The sequence below is a fragment of the Streptomyces flavofungini genome, assembly GCF_030388665.1.
Classification (GTDB): domain Bacteria; phylum Actinomycetota; class Actinomycetes; order Streptomycetales; family Streptomycetaceae; genus Streptomyces; species Streptomyces flavofungini_A.
Genome location: NZ_CP128846.1, coordinates 636,123 through 650,027, shown reverse-complemented (window position 1 = coordinate 650,027; position 13,905 = coordinate 636,123). Strand labels below are relative to the sequence as shown.

General features: G+C 68.9%; 9 protein-coding genes. 4 read left to right on the top strand and 5 right to left on the bottom strand.

Translation table 11 applies throughout. The annotated features are described in order from the left end of the window. The first annotated feature begins 120 nt into the window (after positions 1–120). On the top strand, positions 121–1,476 hold the full coding sequence (locus QUY26_RS02830; RefSeq protein ID WP_289943502.1) for an alpha/beta hydrolase family protein: 1,356 nt from the start codon (positions 121–123) through the stop codon (positions 1,474–1,476). Here QUY26_RS02830 and QUY26_RS02825 read toward each other — a convergent pair. The 4 genes from QUY26_RS02825 to QUY26_RS02810 form a co-directional block, all read right to left on the bottom strand. Then, positions 1,430–2,650: a metallophosphoesterase gene (locus QUY26_RS02825; protein ID WP_289943501.1), complete on the bottom strand. Its 1,221-nt coding sequence runs from the start codon at positions 2,648–2,650 to the stop codon at positions 1,430–1,432. The genes QUY26_RS02830 and QUY26_RS02825 overlap by 47 nt on opposite strands. A gap of 191 nt (positions 2,651–2,841) precedes the next feature. Next, positions 2,842–3,741, bottom strand: a complete 900-nt coding sequence (locus QUY26_RS02820; RefSeq protein ID WP_289943500.1) for a GNAT family N-acetyltransferase — start codon at positions 3,739–3,741, stop codon at positions 2,842–2,844. A 583-nt stretch (positions 3,742–4,324) separates the two neighbouring features. Continuing rightward, positions 4,325–8,563 carry a glycosyl hydrolase family 18 protein gene (locus QUY26_RS02815; RefSeq protein ID WP_289943499.1) on the bottom strand — a complete coding sequence of 1,413 codons (4,239 nt, stop codon included), beginning with the start codon at positions 8,561–8,563 and terminating at the stop codon, positions 4,325–4,327. Positions 8,564–8,916: 353 nt separating this feature from the next. Continuing rightward, on the bottom strand, positions 8,917–9,411 hold the full coding sequence (locus tag QUY26_RS02810) for a DinB family protein (protein ID WP_289955421.1): 495 nt from the start codon (positions 9,409–9,411) through the stop codon (positions 8,917–8,919). 225 nt (positions 9,412–9,636) lie between these two features. Here QUY26_RS02810 and QUY26_RS02805 point away from each other — a divergent pair, with 225 nt between their 5' ends. Then, positions 9,637–10,713 (top strand): IS701 family transposase, encoded by a 1,077-nt coding sequence (locus QUY26_RS02805; protein WP_436840476.1) that lies wholly within the window; start codon positions 9,637–9,639, stop codon positions 10,711–10,713. A 228-nt stretch (positions 10,714–10,941) separates the two neighbouring features. On the opposite strand, the gene QUY26_RS02800 is transcribed toward QUY26_RS02805, so the two are convergent. Next, positions 10,942–11,424, bottom strand: a complete 483-nt coding sequence (locus tag QUY26_RS02800; protein WP_289943498.1) for a DUF4231 domain-containing protein — start codon at positions 11,422–11,424, stop codon at positions 10,942–10,944. Positions 11,425–12,676: 1,252 nt separating this feature from the next. Here QUY26_RS02800 and QUY26_RS02795 point away from each other — a divergent pair. Both QUY26_RS02795 and QUY26_RS02790 read left to right on the top strand, forming a co-directional pair. Continuing rightward, entirely contained in the window at positions 12,677–13,054 is a 378-nt protein-coding gene (locus QUY26_RS02795) for a cyclic nucleotide-binding domain-containing protein (RefSeq protein ID WP_289943497.1), read from the top strand. Positions 13,055–13,146: 92 nt separating this feature from the next. Beyond that, on the top strand, positions 13,147–13,896 hold the full coding sequence (locus QUY26_RS02790; protein ID WP_289943496.1) for a transposase family protein: 750 nt from the start codon (positions 13,147–13,149) through the stop codon (positions 13,894–13,896). The last annotated feature ends 9 nt before the right edge of the window (positions 13,897–13,905 follow it).

The window sequence follows — 13,905 nt, the reverse complement described above, 5'->3', positions numbered from 1 at the left end:
CCGTTGTCACCCCTGGTCCGACGACGCGCACGGCGTCGGGCTCCTAGCGTGCAAGGCCCGCGAACGTTCCGGCGCGCCGTCCCGCGTGCCGGAACGAACCACCGACAGAAAGCGACCGACATGAAGGCAAGGCAGCGTGCGTCCCTCGCCAGTGCGGCAGCCGTCGTGGCTCTGCTCGTCTCCGCCGGGGATGTCTCGGCCGGGGGCGGCTCCGCCGTGGGGGTCTCGGCCGGGGACGGCTCCGCCGGAGGTGCCCCCGGCGAGGGTGCCCACGTCGAGGGCGGCACCGCCACGCACGCGGCCACCGACTCGCCCACGCGACCGGATCGGACCGCACCGGCTCTGCCCGAGCCCTCGGGCGACCGGCCGGTGGGGCTGACGACGCTGCACCTCAAGGACGAGGACCGGGCCGATCCCTGGGTGCCAGGGGAGCGCCGTGAGCTGATGGTGTCCCTCTGGTACCCGGTGCGGAAGCCCTCGGGCACGCCCGCTCCGTACATGACAGCGGCGGAGTCCCAGCGGTACGTCACAGCGAATCGGATACCCGTCCCGCCCACCGCGTTGAGCGAGGTGACGACGCACGCGACGGTGGGCGCCAGGCCCGCCCCCGCGCCCGGCGGGCTGCCGTTGGTCGTGCTCTCGCCGGGCTTCGGGATGCCGCGCGCCACGCTGACCGGGCTCGCCGAGGAACTCGCCGGCCGTGGCTACGTCGTCGCCGCCGTCGGGCACACCTACGAAGCCGACGGCATCTCCTTCCCCGACGGCCGCACCACGTCCTGCGTGGCGTGCGCGGACAGGGACTACCCCAAAGTCGGCGCCGTCCGCGCCGAAGACGTCACCTTCGTACTCGACGAACTGACCGGCAGGGCCGCGCCGGACACCCCAGGACGGACCTCGTCCAAGGACCGGACCCCGGCCCTGCCCTGGAAGGGCGGCCCCCGGATCGACACCCGCCGCGTCGCGATGGTCGGCCACTCCGCCGGAGGCTTCAGCACGATCCCCGCCATGCTGCGCGACACCCGCATCAAGGCCGCCGTCAACATGGACGGCAACTACCACTACCCCAACGACACCCCCGTCGACCGGCCGCTCCTGATGCTGGGCAGGCCCAGTCACGTACCCGGCGGGGCGGACCGCACCTGGGACGAGACCTGGACCGAACTGACGGGCTGGAAGCGCTGGCTGACCGTCGACGGCATCGAGCACAACTCCCTGACCGACCTGGCACCGCTGGCCGGGCAGTTCGACATTCCGCTGCAGGACCTCGACGGCGACCGCAGCGACGCGATCGTCCGCGCCTACGTCACGGCGTTCCTCGACACTCACCTGCGGGGCCGCGAGACGCCGCTCCTCGACGGACCGTCGGCGCGGTACCCGGAGGTGCGCTTCCACGCCCCGCGGGGCCTCGACCGTGGCGGCCCGGTCGGCGCTAGGTCGAGGTCGGCCGGTGCGGGGAGCGGAGGACGAGCAGGGTGATCTCGCTGGGGGCGAAGATGCGGAAGGGCGGGCCCCAGAAGCCGGTGCCGCGGCTGGTGTAGAGAAGGGTGCGGGTGCCGTGGCGACTGAGGCCCGCCAGGGCGGGCTGGTCGATGCGGACCAGGTGGTGGAAGGGCCAGATCTGGCCGCCGTGCGTGTGACCGGAGAGCTGGAGGTCGACGCCGCCGGCTGCCGCCCGGTCGACGAACTTGGGCTGGTGGGCCAGGAGCAGGACGGGGTGGTCGGGGTCGGCGCCGGCCAGCGCCCCGCTGAGGTGGGCGCGGTGGCCGGGCAGGCCGGAGGACTCGGCGGTGACGTCGTCCACACCGGCGACCACGAGGGTGTCGCCACCGCGTTCGAGCAGCAGATGGCGGTTGCGCAGCGGCTCCCAGCCCAACTCGTCCATCAGGTCGACCCAGCCCTGGGCCTGGCTGTAGTACTCGTGGTTGCCGGTGACGTAGACCCGGGCCCTGGTGGCCCGCACGGTGCCGAGGGGGGCGGCCTGGGCCCGGCGGCGTGCCGCCGTGCCGTCCGCGATGTCCCCGGTGTGGCAGACCAGGTCGGCCTCCAGGGTGTTGACCGTCTCGCAGACCCGCGCCGACCAGCGGGCGCGGTCGAGCGGGCCGTAGTGGGTGTCAGTGATGAGGACGACACGCGTGCCGTCCAGACCGGCCCCCAGGCGCGGCAGCCGCACATCGAGGCGCCGTACCCGTGGGACCCGGCGAGCCTCGGCGTACCCCCAGGCCAGCAGCACGGCGGCGGTGCCGAGGACCACCCACGTGGTGGCCCGGGCCCGGTCCTGGCCGTCGCCGACACCGGTCACGGCCAGGGCGGGCCGCAGCAGGGCCCCGAGCAGAACGGACCAGGTGAACACGGTCCAGACGGCACCCAGCAGGGTGTCCCCGATGATCGCCGCCCAGTCCTGCTGACGGCGGCCGTGGCCCCGCGTCATCGCGAGCGGCATACCGATCAGGCCGAGGGCGAACAGGGCGGTGCCGGCCAGCGTCACGGGGAGCGGCCAGTGCTGTCCGGTGTGCAACAGCACCCAGCAGGGCACGGTCCACAGCAGGACGGGGGCGATCAGGGGGAGGTAGCGCATCAGACGGCGCAGCGGGCTCGGCCGAGCCTCGTGCGCCGCACTGTCGGCGGTACGGGTTTCGCTGGTGCCGCTCACGCTTCCCCTCCTCCTCAAGGCCTCCTCAAGGCCCTGCTCAAGGCCCTGCTCAAAGCCTTCGCAAGCCTTCTCAAGGCCCTGCTGAAGGCCTTCCCAAGCAACCGGCCCTGCCGTCGACGCACTGTATCCGGCCGCTGACAAGGGGTCCGGCCCACCCTCGGACCGGACCCCTCACCGTCTGCTGCCTCCCGCTAGGCCGCTCGGCCCGCCGGGTGGAAGTTGATGCGTTCACGGACCACAGGGAAGCCCGCCTTGGCGAAGTTCGCGGCCATCGGGAAGTTGCCCTGGTCCGTCGCCCCGCTGATGAACTCCGCGCCCTGCTCGACGAGGACGTGGGTGCACTCCGTGAGGAGGTCGTAGGCGTAGCCGTGACCGCGGTGTTCGGGGACTACTCCGACGAAACCGATGGTCGGACCGGAGGGGTTGTGGGCCGGGATGTGGATGCCCGCCAGGTCACCCTCGGGTGTGCGCGCGATCTGCCACCACTCCCGGGGGGAGGGACACCAGTGGAAGAAGTCGAGTTCCTCCTGGGCGGCTCGGTCGAGGCCACCCTCCTCGATGGCCTTGAGCGCGTGGGTGTCCAGTGTTATGGAGTGGATGCGGCGCAACGCCTCGAAGAACACGCTGTCGTCCGGTTCGGGGCTGAAGCGCAGCCGTCCGGGCCGCTCGGGCAGACCCCGCTCCGGGGTCCAGCGGTACAGGAAGCGCTCCACCAGGTGTTCGTACCCGGCGGCGCCTGCGGCGGCGAACCGCGCCTCGGCGGCGGCGCGCAGGTCGGGCTCGTCCCGCCAGCCGCCGGGCAGGTTGATCTCGAGTTCGACCTGCCAGGGGGCGGAGCGCAGGAGTTCGGCCCCTGCCTCCTCCTGGCCCTCGGCCACGTCGAACCAGTTGATGTTGAGGGGCTCCGAGTCGTCGGGGCCGCCCCACCACGCGCCGCGTGCGACGACCTCGCCGTCCCGCAGGGCGACGCGCTTCCAGTCGGGGCGGAACCGGGTGCGCCGATGGCTTTCACGGGCGCCCAGGGGGTCGGGGAGTGCGTCGAAGAGATGAGCGTCGCTCGCCGAGAGCGCGCGGATGACCGGATCGGTCATGGGTTCCTCCGGGATACAGGCTGCTGGGAGCGCTCCCGGTCACCACTCAAGAACCACGCCGGGACAGGGGAAAGGGGAGCGCTGGAAAGGTGTGAACCGCACGGCACTCGCCTCCTTCCATCCGTCTCAGGGCGTGGAGCCAGACACTACGTGATCCACCGCGGGCCCGTCCATGGAATTCCCTGGCCCTGTGGTGGGTCCTGGGTGAGCCTTGGGACGGGCCCTGTGGTGGGCTCTGGGTGGGCCCTGTGGAGGGGACGCGCCCGCCCTCACGCCGGACGGTGACCTTCTCCCGCAGCCGGTCGGCGCTGCGCACGCGCTCGTCCTCGCGCAGGCTCCGTGGCGCGGTGGACCGTGGTGCGGTGGACCGAGGCGCGGTGGACCGTGGCGCCCGCGGAGCAAGCGCGGGCGCCACGGTCCGGTCGGGACTCGTCCTGCCGTTCCCCTGAGCCGGATGGCGCTTCCCTGAGCCGGGTGGCGCGGGAGCCGGTGTCGCGTCCCCCGAGCCGGGTGGCGCGACGACTGCCCGAACTCAAGCCCCGGCGGGGCTCACACCCGAGGAACCCGGGACGTCAGGACAGCATCAGCCCGAACGCCCCAGCTTCCGCCAGGGGAACACCTCCTTCCCCTGGCTGTCCCGCTCCGACGTGCCCGGTTCGACGGTCGTGTACCAGGACGCCGCCCAGTACGACCCCTTCCAGGAGACGTAGGCGCCGGTCGCCGGGTCGGCGGTGTCGCCGCTCCACAGGTGGGTGCTTGAGGTCGTGGCGCCGAACGCGGCCTCGACGTCCTTGCCGTCGGCCGAGCGGAGGGTGAAGAGCTTGCCGTGGGCGGGGGCGGAGGGGGAGCCCTCCGCGCCGGACGCCGGGTCGATGGGGACGAAGTGCCAGCGCTGGGCCTCCGAGGAGCCGCAGCCGGAGACCTTGATGTCCTCGCGGGCGCCGGTCGACGTCAGGCACTTGCCCGCGTTCTGGATGGTGTACCAGCCGTTGCCGGCGCCGCGCGGGGTCCAGAGCTGGTTGGGATTGCCGGGCTGCGGCTCCACCAGGTGGGCGCGGTTCTCGCCGGGGTGGTGGTCCATCAGGTTGCCCTGGTACTCGAACTGCCAGCCCTTGTCTCCCTTGTCCCAGGCGGCGAAGGTACGGCCGACGGTCTTGCCGTGCGCGGAGCCCCGCTGCCACTCCGGGGCGCCGCACTCCTTGGCGTCACCGGTGTCCGGCTCGACCGTGCGTACGCCCTTGCGGTCGTCCTGGACGGAGCCGTAGGTGCGGCCGTTGGTGGACACGGTGATGTTGGCGGGGCCGGTCACCGGCAGGTAGTACTTGAGGCCGATCTCGTGGGACTTGCCCGGCGCGATGGCCTCGCAGAAGCCGAGCTTCAGCGTCACGCGGTGGAAGTCGGCCTTCAGTCCGCCCACGTTGGGCCCGGAGCGGCCGGGTTTCACCGCGTCCTTCAGCTCCGACCAGCCGTCGTCCTTGAGGAGCGGGGACGTGGACGTGGGCAGGTCGAAGGAGATCTCGGTGCCGGTGCCGAGGGTCCGTCCCGTGTTGTTGGTGATGCGCAGCTTCGGCTGGATCGGCCACATGTCGCCCTCGGCCGTGGGGTAGTCGACGAACTCGGCGGAGACGTCCACGACGTCGTCGGGCAGGGCGGTGCCACCGGCACGCGAGGTCTTGTAGCCCCCGGAGCCGTGCAGCGCGTCGTCGAGTCGGCTGGTGACGTCATACCCCATCCCGTACTCGCCGCCTGCGCGCTTGGTGTAGTCGCCCGCCAGCTCCCACAGCATGACGCCGCCGATGCCGTGGTCCTTCACGTACTGCGCCTTGGCGTCGATGGAGGCGTCGTTCTCCGTGGAGAGGAACACCTTCTTCTCGGCGTTCCACAGCCACGACGCCTTCAGCGTGTCGTCGTACTTCTCCGCGTACGTGCCCTTGAGCTTGCCGGACTCCTTGTCGGTGTCGACGTAGGAGGGGAGGTAGCCGGGGGTGATGCCGTCCTGGAGGTTCCGGGCGTGCCAGAGGGGGTTGGAGCCGGAGGCGACCTCCTCGCCCCGGGTGCCGAGGTCGTGCCAGACGTTGTCGATGCCCTCGGCGCCGTGGCCGCAGTCGACCTTCTCACCGGTGCCGGGCTGACAGGCGCCCTGGTCGGGGAGCGACGAGGTGCCCCACAGGCCGTCCGTGCCGCCGCTCACGTTCTGCCAGCCGCGCGTGTAATAGGGGACGCCGAGGTTGATGCGGCCGGGCGGCAGCGCGCCGCGGTAGTAGCGGTACGACCAGTCGACGTTGAAGTAGCCCGTCCCGTCGAACTCCTTCTCGTCGTAGACCTTCGCGGCGGCCAGCTCGGCATCCCTGCCGTCGTCGTACAGCGGCGCCTGCGGGCCGACGTACTTGTTCCAGGAGCCGTGCAGGTCGTACGACATGACGTTGACGAAGTCCTGGTACTGGAGGGCCTGGCCCGCGTCGTAGCCGCGTACGAGATAGCCGGAGGCGGAGCCCGCCGAGGTGAGGAGGTAGTAGCGGCCCTTGTCGGCGCCCGCGCGGTCCAGCTTCTCGCGCAGGGTCTTCATCAGCGCGTTGTATCCGGCCTGAAGGCCCTTGCGGCGGCCGTTGGACAGCTCCCAGTCGGCCGGGTTGCCGCTGTCGGGCAGGGCGGTCGGGTACTCGTAATCGATGTCGACGCCGTCGAACCCGTACCGGTGGAGGAAGCCCGTCACCGAGTCGGCGAACGTGTCGATGCCCGCCTGGTTGACGGAGCCGTCGGCGTTCGTGGCCATGGTGTAGAAGTTCTTCGTCTCCGCCCAGCCGCCGACCGAGATGAGCGTCTTCACCTGCGGGTGCTTCTTCTTGTAGCGGTTGAGGAGGTTGAAGTGGCCCCGGTACGGGAGCGAGTCGTCCATCTCGGCCCCGCGCACGCCCGGCCAGGTCATTCCGGTCGCCGGGTTCTTCGGGTCGTCCGTGTCGCCCACGGAGATCCTGTCGCCGCCGTCGACGCTCGCGAAGGCGTAGTTGACGTGCGATACCTTCGACCAGGGGATGTTCTTCGCCAGATAGCGCGGATCGCCCTTGGCGCCGGTGCGCCAGCCGGTGAAGTAGCCGACCACTCGTTTGTCGTGCCCGTTGCCGCCGAGCCACTCGCGGCCGTCGTCGCCGTAGACCTCGCAGTTCGGGGTGTCGACGCCCTTCGTCGCGGCGAGGCCCTCGGGACGGCACCGCTCGTGCGGGCCGGACGTGGTGGGCTTGGCGGCCCGGTCGTCGGGGGCGTTGTCGACGGGGTCACCCGCGCTGCCCGTGGACGGCGGGGTCTCCGGGGTGCCGCCCATGCCGGGGGTGTCGCCGTGGTACGTGTACTGGTTCAAGGCCTTGACGGCGGACATGGGGTCGCCGTCCTTGTACTGGTCGATCGCCAGGAAGTTCGGCTTCTTGCGGGCGGCCGGCGCGCAGAAGCGTTCGGCGCGGTTCTGGAGCTTCTGGTTGTCGTTGCGGTACGTGGGATCCATCGGAGCGTTCCGGAAGTGGTTCATCACGTACAGGCGCCGGAAGTTCTTGTCCTCGTGGGTGAGCGGATGGCCCCAGCGGCTGTAGCAGCTCCAGTCGGCATTGCCGAGACCCTCGCCCATGGACCAGTGGTTCTCCACGGTCCAGTCCGGCTGGTACACGAAGCCCAGCTTGTTCTTGCCGTTGTCCCGCTCCCGGGACCCCTTGTCACCGGTGAAGAGCAGCAGGCGCTTACCGGACTCCACCATGGACCGCACCGTCGGCCAGCCCTTCTCGGTGACCCCTTCCGTGTCGGGGCGGAAGACCTTCCCCGCGAGCGGCTTGCCCTCGCCGAGCTGCTCCTTCAGCTCCTCCTGGAGCTGCTCCGCGGTGGTGTAGTCCTCAAGGAAGACCGTGATGATCGCTTCCTTGTCCTGCTCCATGAACGCGGCGATGTCGGCGAACGTCTTGGAAGCCTCGATGTCACCTCCGCACCCGTGCAGGACGGCGATCTTGTGGCACAGCCGTACCCGTCCCTCGGAGAAGTGGGCGTCCAACATCAGCGCCCGTGCTCCTGCCTTGAGCTGCGTGGTGACGTCGTGCGGCTGGTTGGGGAAGGGCAGTCCGAGATACTGGTCCTCGGTGTTGTGCATGGAGTTGTGCGTCGTCAGGAACGTCATGTCGTCGAGCTTCGGATCCGACGGCATCGGGGACTTGGGCGGGTTGATCGGCGTGATGTACCAGTACTGCCTCTCGGTGTCCGGCTTTTCGGTGTCCACCCAGACAGGGGAGTCCTTGGTGTCCTCGTCCTCCTTCGGTTCCTCGGCCCGCAGTCTGCGCTCCGAACCGGGCACGTGGATGCGGTACCGCTCACCCTTCTGGTGCCGGAATTCCCAGTCCGTCTGCTCGTTGTCACAGGGTTCGACCCCGAGCCGGTCGCCGCTCTGCTCGGCGAGGCACTCCCCGTCCCGGTCCGGGTTCTTGATCTTGTACATTCCGTTGGCGTTCCGGGTGAACTCCCACTGCTGTTCGTCCTCGTCACCCTTGGGGCGGTGAGGGGCGACCGGATTGTTGCTCGCCGAGATGTTGTAGCCGGTGGCGACGTTCTGGATGTAGAACTTCCCGTCGGTCGGCGGCCCCTCGTCGTCCGCCCCGGCGGCCTCGGTGCCCGCCGTCGCCGACGCGGCCCCCGCCCCGCCGGTCGCCTTCGCCGCCGCCGGTGGCCGCGGCTTCTCGGGGCGGTCGGGTCTCGTGGGCCCCTCCGGGCCGTCCGCCGCGACCGCGGGGGCCGCGAGCAGGGCTAAGGCCAGTGCCGCGCACCAGGCCGTCGCCGTGCGTCTCTTGCGCACAGGGATGCTCCCTTTCTTCCTGTCTTCTTGCCGGTCTTCTCGCCGGTTCAGGGCGCGGATGCGCCCGCGGTGAAGGCTGACAGGGAGCGATCTTTGATTGATCAACGTCTTATGAACGCCTGGGCGAAGCCCGGTCCGGTGGTACTCGGACATGGACCGGGCCCTGCGCCGGCGCACTGAGCGGAAGCCGCCTTACGGGCAAAGCGCAGCTCAGGCTCCTTCTCGCGGGCCTCTGGAAGAAGCCGAGCTTCTTCTGGCCGGAGGAGACTTGGGCGCGCGTGGACGACGGTGAGGGACGCAGGGGCCCGTGGCTGGTGAAGCCCGGTTCACCTCACTGCCTGGCTGGTTACCCGTCAGGCGCCTGACGGCGGTCGAGGCGCCGCGCTGACTTCGTCGTGGTTCGCCTGTTGCTTCATGTCCAAGCCATGAAGGTATAGATCACGAAGGACGCCGAGTTCGGCACCGTGGTGAGCGGCTTCGTCCAACGCGTGGAGGGCCAGCAACAGGTAGCTCTCGTGACCGTGGTCACCAGCGATGGGGCCCATGGGCTGAAGGAGAAGGTCATCGCCGAGGGATTCGAGGTGGTCGCGGAATCGGGACCAGTCGTCGGCCAGCTCCTGGACGCCTTCACTCGCCGTACCCGGCCACAGATGCCGGTCACCACCCCGGGGATCGTCACCGAAGAAGCGGCCATACCCGCGAAGGCAGTCCGCCCCAATGTGCCAGATACGCCATCCGATCGTCGTGAACGGCGCCGGACGGTCCTCACCCGCGGGTCGCGGGTCGGCACGGAACATCCCGTTGGCAGCCGGCCTGAGCGTCATGCACAAGTCGACGGGCTCCCACAGGTATTCGGCATCGGTGAGCCCATCAAGGCGAGCGAAGGTTCTGGAACGTACATCCTCGAAGGTTTGGAGCAGGTCGGATGGGGCCGGGCGAGGTCATTGGCTGCTCCAGGTTCGCCGACAGCTACAGCCACCGCTGGTCATCGGTGTGTGAAGACTGAAGATCATACGGCGGCCGTGGGTCACAGCATAGATCCCGTCCGTTGGGAGGAGGCGTTCGAGGAGGCCATGGGCCGGTTCGCGGGCCGGTTCGCGCGGGTTGAACCCCGGTGCCGGGTGAGGGACTTGGTGTTGGGGCTGCTGTCCGACCTGCCGTGCAAGAACTGCGAACGATCGCGGAATGGGCCGGGTGTACCAGCCCGCAGGGCATGCAAGCACCTGCTGTGCCGGGCTGTCTGGGACGCCGATGGCGTCCGTGATGACGTGCGCGAATACGTCGTCGAGCACCTATCTGACGATGCCGCGGTCCTGGTTGTCGACGAGACCGGCGACGTGAAGAAAGGCACTCACACGGTCGGGGTCCAGCGCCAGTACACCGGAACGGCCGGGCAGATCGAGAACTCCCAGGTCGCGGTCTACCTCATCTATGCCGGCGGGCGCGGGCACGCGGCCGTGGATCGGGAGCTGTACATCCCTCGCTCCTGGACGTGCGACCCGGACCGCTGCCGGGCAGCCGGACTCGGCGAGGACACCGTCTTCGCGACCAAGCCAGACCTGGCCCGCACGATGGTCGAACGGTTCCTGGACGCCGGACACCACGTCAGATGGGTCACCGAGGACGAGGTCTACGGCGGCAACCCGAAACTCCGCATGGCTCTGGAGGAACGCAGCATCGGTTATGTCCTCGCGGTGGCCTGCTCGGCCGAAGTACCCACCGGCGCAGGCACCTTCCGCGCCGACACCCTGGCGCGGAAGCTGCCCAAGCGAGCCTGGCAGAATCTCTCGGCCGGGCGCGGCGCGAAGGGGCACCGGTTCTACGACTGGGCCGTCATCGGCCTCGCCGAGGCAACACCGGGCCGCCACCAGCTGCTGATCCGCCGCAACCGCAGCACCTGTGAACTCGCCTACTACCGCTCTCACTCCGCCACGCCGACATCCCTGGCCACCCTGGTCAAGGTCGCAGGTTCGAGATGGCGGGTGGAGGAGACCTTGCAGACTGAGAAGGGGCTGGCCGGGCTGGATGACACCAGGTTCGCTGCTACCTCTTGTGGGTCCGCTGGGACACCCTCGCGATGCTCGCCCATGCCTTCCTCGCCGTCGTTCGCGCCGACGAACACGCACACCGTCCCACAGCGGACGACCTGATCCCGCTGTCCTGCAACGAGATCTGCCGCCTGTTCATCACGTTCGTCGCCCGGCCTGTCCGCGACGCGGCCCACCGGCTTGCCTGGTCCGACTGCCGCCGCCACCAGGCACGATCACGCATCAGTCACTGTCGGCGGCAAGCCGCATCCCAGACTTGAAGATCACGTTCTACAGCTGGAGTATTAACGGCCCCGGTCTCCGTCCGGCGGGCGAACGGCAGCAGTTGTATCAGGCCCTGGGTGATGATGCCGGGTCCCGGCGGTGCTCCAACCACACCCGGCACAGGTCATCCCAGATGTTCTGATAGCTATGGAAAATCGCGTTGACGCGGTCGTGCGTCAGATCGCCGGGAGCTGTTGTTGCCACGAGGTGCTCCAGGTCATCGGCCAGACGTCGGAACCGGTACTGCGTCCCCTCCATCAGTACCCATCGGGAGCGCCAGTTGAAGTACGGTTCGACGGCCCCCAGTAACGTCCCCAAAGCCACCAGCGCAAAGGCCAGGCCGGCCCACGTATTGAGGCTTTGCAGGCCCAGGATGATCGTGGACGCCGCAGACAGCGCCAGCGTCAGCATTTTGATGACTGAAGCGAGCCGGCGGAACTGCTGCTTGCGTCGATCGGCATAGGCGTCGCCTCGGCGAATCTTGCTCAGCAGGAGAACAGCCGTCTCCTCCGGGCTGAGGCCCGCGTTCAATCCACTGTCTGGCTGCACTCTGTCCGCCCCCAAAGCGCCCCGTCGCCGCCTCCCGACTCCTTCCGTCAGACGCTGTCCGGCGACTGCGTGGTTCCACAGCCCACCGCTCGGCCGCCGGACTCGCGTCGGGAGCTTGTTCTGGCTGTGCTCCGGTGTGGACACAGCTGAGTGTGCTCGCCGGGCGGGTCAGAGCGTCGAAGTTCTCTTCCGGCACTACGCCGAGTTCTTGGACGGCGTCCGGGAGCAGGCCAACCGTCTCATCGAGCGGTCGATGAAGGAGTGGGGGTGCGTCAGCCAGGGCGCGGCGTCTGAACGATGAGTGGAGGTTCGGTCCGCCACTGGTCCGGAACAGCCGGTCAGAAGGGGAGGTGGTGTGAGGAACTGGGAGCTGTGACGTGAACCCGGTCCTGTGCTGAGCGGGCCGAGTAAAAGGCGCCTGACGGGAAAAGGACCAGTTCAGGCGCCTTTCTTCAGGTCTCTACGGGTCTCTAGAAGAAACCGAGCTTCTTCGGCGAGTACGACACCAGGAGGTTCTTCGTGTACTGGTGGTACAGCAGTTGCACCCATGCTGACCAGCGGAGACGGCAGATTGAGTGGATCCTTGGGTGGGCTGGTCCGGAAATGGTCCGGGCAGTTGAGTCGGGGAATTCTGGGAATGATCGGGAGCGGGCTGGCCATCGAGTGCGGCCGGCGTGCGGCCGTCACTTGAGCCCCTTGGCAGTCCTTCGCTTAGCGTCCAAGTAGCGGCGCTCGCATGCAGAAGCCAATGGGCGCTCGTCTGCACGGTGTTCGTAACCGGGCCCCACTGGGTGGGAAAGAGACCGGCCACCGAACCAGGGATCCCATAGGTGCAGGCCGAAGCCGCTTCCCAAGGCGAGCAGCTTCGCCTGCCAACTCGGTTCCCGCTCACGAGGTATCAAACTCCGTTGCCGCCAGGCCGCCGGACCACGGCCGGATTGGCAGGGCGCGAATTCCGCGGTTTTCGGAGCCGTTCCGCCGTAGTTGCTGATCATGAGGACCGGGTAACTACCCTCTGTGCGCCGGTCCGAGATTGTCGATCGGCTGGACCAGTTGCTGCTCTCTCCGCGTCCTACGGCGTAGCCGAGGCGATCACCGACTCCGACAAGAATTGAAGAGGCTGGCTCTTCTCGGTTCCAGCCTGCGGGATGCTCCGGCCGTGCGCCGTGGCGCGCCGCGGCGTGCATCCGGCGCACTGGAAACGGCGACGAAGACGACTGCTGCCGGGGTGACTGAGTGCTGTGCTGTGCAGATGACTGAGCGCCCGAACCCATACAGCCGTGGGTCCTTCCTCGGCAAGCTATCGCCCGAAGCACGCGAGGCCTTCACCAACCTCGGTACGCGTCGCCGCTATGCCGGGGGAGATGTACTTATCCATGAGGGTGACCACGATCAGGGACTGGTGGTCCTCCACGAGGGTTTGGTGAAGGTGACTACTCGGCGGGACCATGACCGGGTGTCGCTTATGGACATCTGGAAAGCGGGGGACGTCGTCGGCGAAAGAGCGGCGGTGGGCCTCGGACCGCGCTCGGCCACAGTCACTGCCTGCGGCGACGTGGTCGCTATTGTCATCCCGAGCTGTGAGCTCAGGGACTTTCTGCTCACTCAGCGTTTTCAGAGTGGCCACTGATCGGGTGATGGTGCAGGTGCCCGCAACGCACGAGGCTCCCGTGCCGTTGAGGGAGGTGTTCGAAGTCTCAACCCACCGGCGCAGGAGCCTCGTTGGTTCCCTATCCTGCCGCACTCGACCTGCCCCATGCCCTGGTCGAGTGGGTCACCATGCTCATCGTCACCCGCGAGGGTGACCGCCGCTGCAAGCTCCCTCCGCACCAACGTGCGTTGGTGGCCCTGGTGTACCTGCGCAAGCACGACACCCTCGCGCAGACAGCCGCCGGTTTCGGTATCTCCGTCGGCACCGCCCACGCCTACACCAGCACCGTCATCGCCCTCCTTGCCGAACGGGCCCCTGGCCTGCTGAAGGTCTTGCGCGCGAGCGATCCGGACTACGTACTGCTCGACGGCACCCTGGCGGAGTGCGACCGCGTCGGCGACAGCACGGCCGACTACTCCCACAAGCACCGCCGACACGGCGTGAACGTGCAGGTCGTCACCGACCCGGTCGGGCAGGTGCTGTGGATCTCGCCGGCGCTGCCCGGCCGGAGCCACGACCTCACCGCGGCCCGCACCCACCGGATCATCCGGATCTGCGCCCGGCAGGGTGTTCCCGTGCTCGCCGACCGTGCATACCAAGGCGGCGGGCCGTGGGTGACCACCGGGAAGAAACGACCACCCGGCGGAGAACTGTCGCCGACCGAGCGCACCGTCAATAGAGCCCTGGCCGGGGCCCGGGCACCCGTCGAACGCGGCATGGCACGGCTCAAGACCTGGCGCATCTTCCGCAGATCCCGCAGCAGCCCCAACCGCATGACCGTCATCGCCAAAGCCGTCCTCACCCTGGAGCAGCACCGCTGAAAACGCTCA

Bases quoted from the DNA above. Each gene is read 5' to 3' on its own strand.
- QUY26_RS02830 (WP_289943502.1), top strand. From the start codon at position 121: ATGAAGGCAAGGCAGCGTGCGTCCCTCGCCAGTGCGGCAGCCGTCGTG.
- QUY26_RS02820 (WP_289943500.1), bottom strand. From the start codon at position 3,741: ATGACCGATCCGGTCATCCGCGCGCTCTCGGCGAGCGACGCTCATCTC.
- QUY26_RS02805 (WP_436840476.1), top strand. From the start codon at position 9,637: ATGGGCCGGTTCGCGGGCCGGTTCGCGCGGGTTGAACCCCGGTGCCGG.
- QUY26_RS02795 (WP_289943497.1), top strand. From the start codon at position 12,677: ATGACTGAGCGCCCGAACCCATACAGCCGTGGGTCCTTCCTCGGCAAG.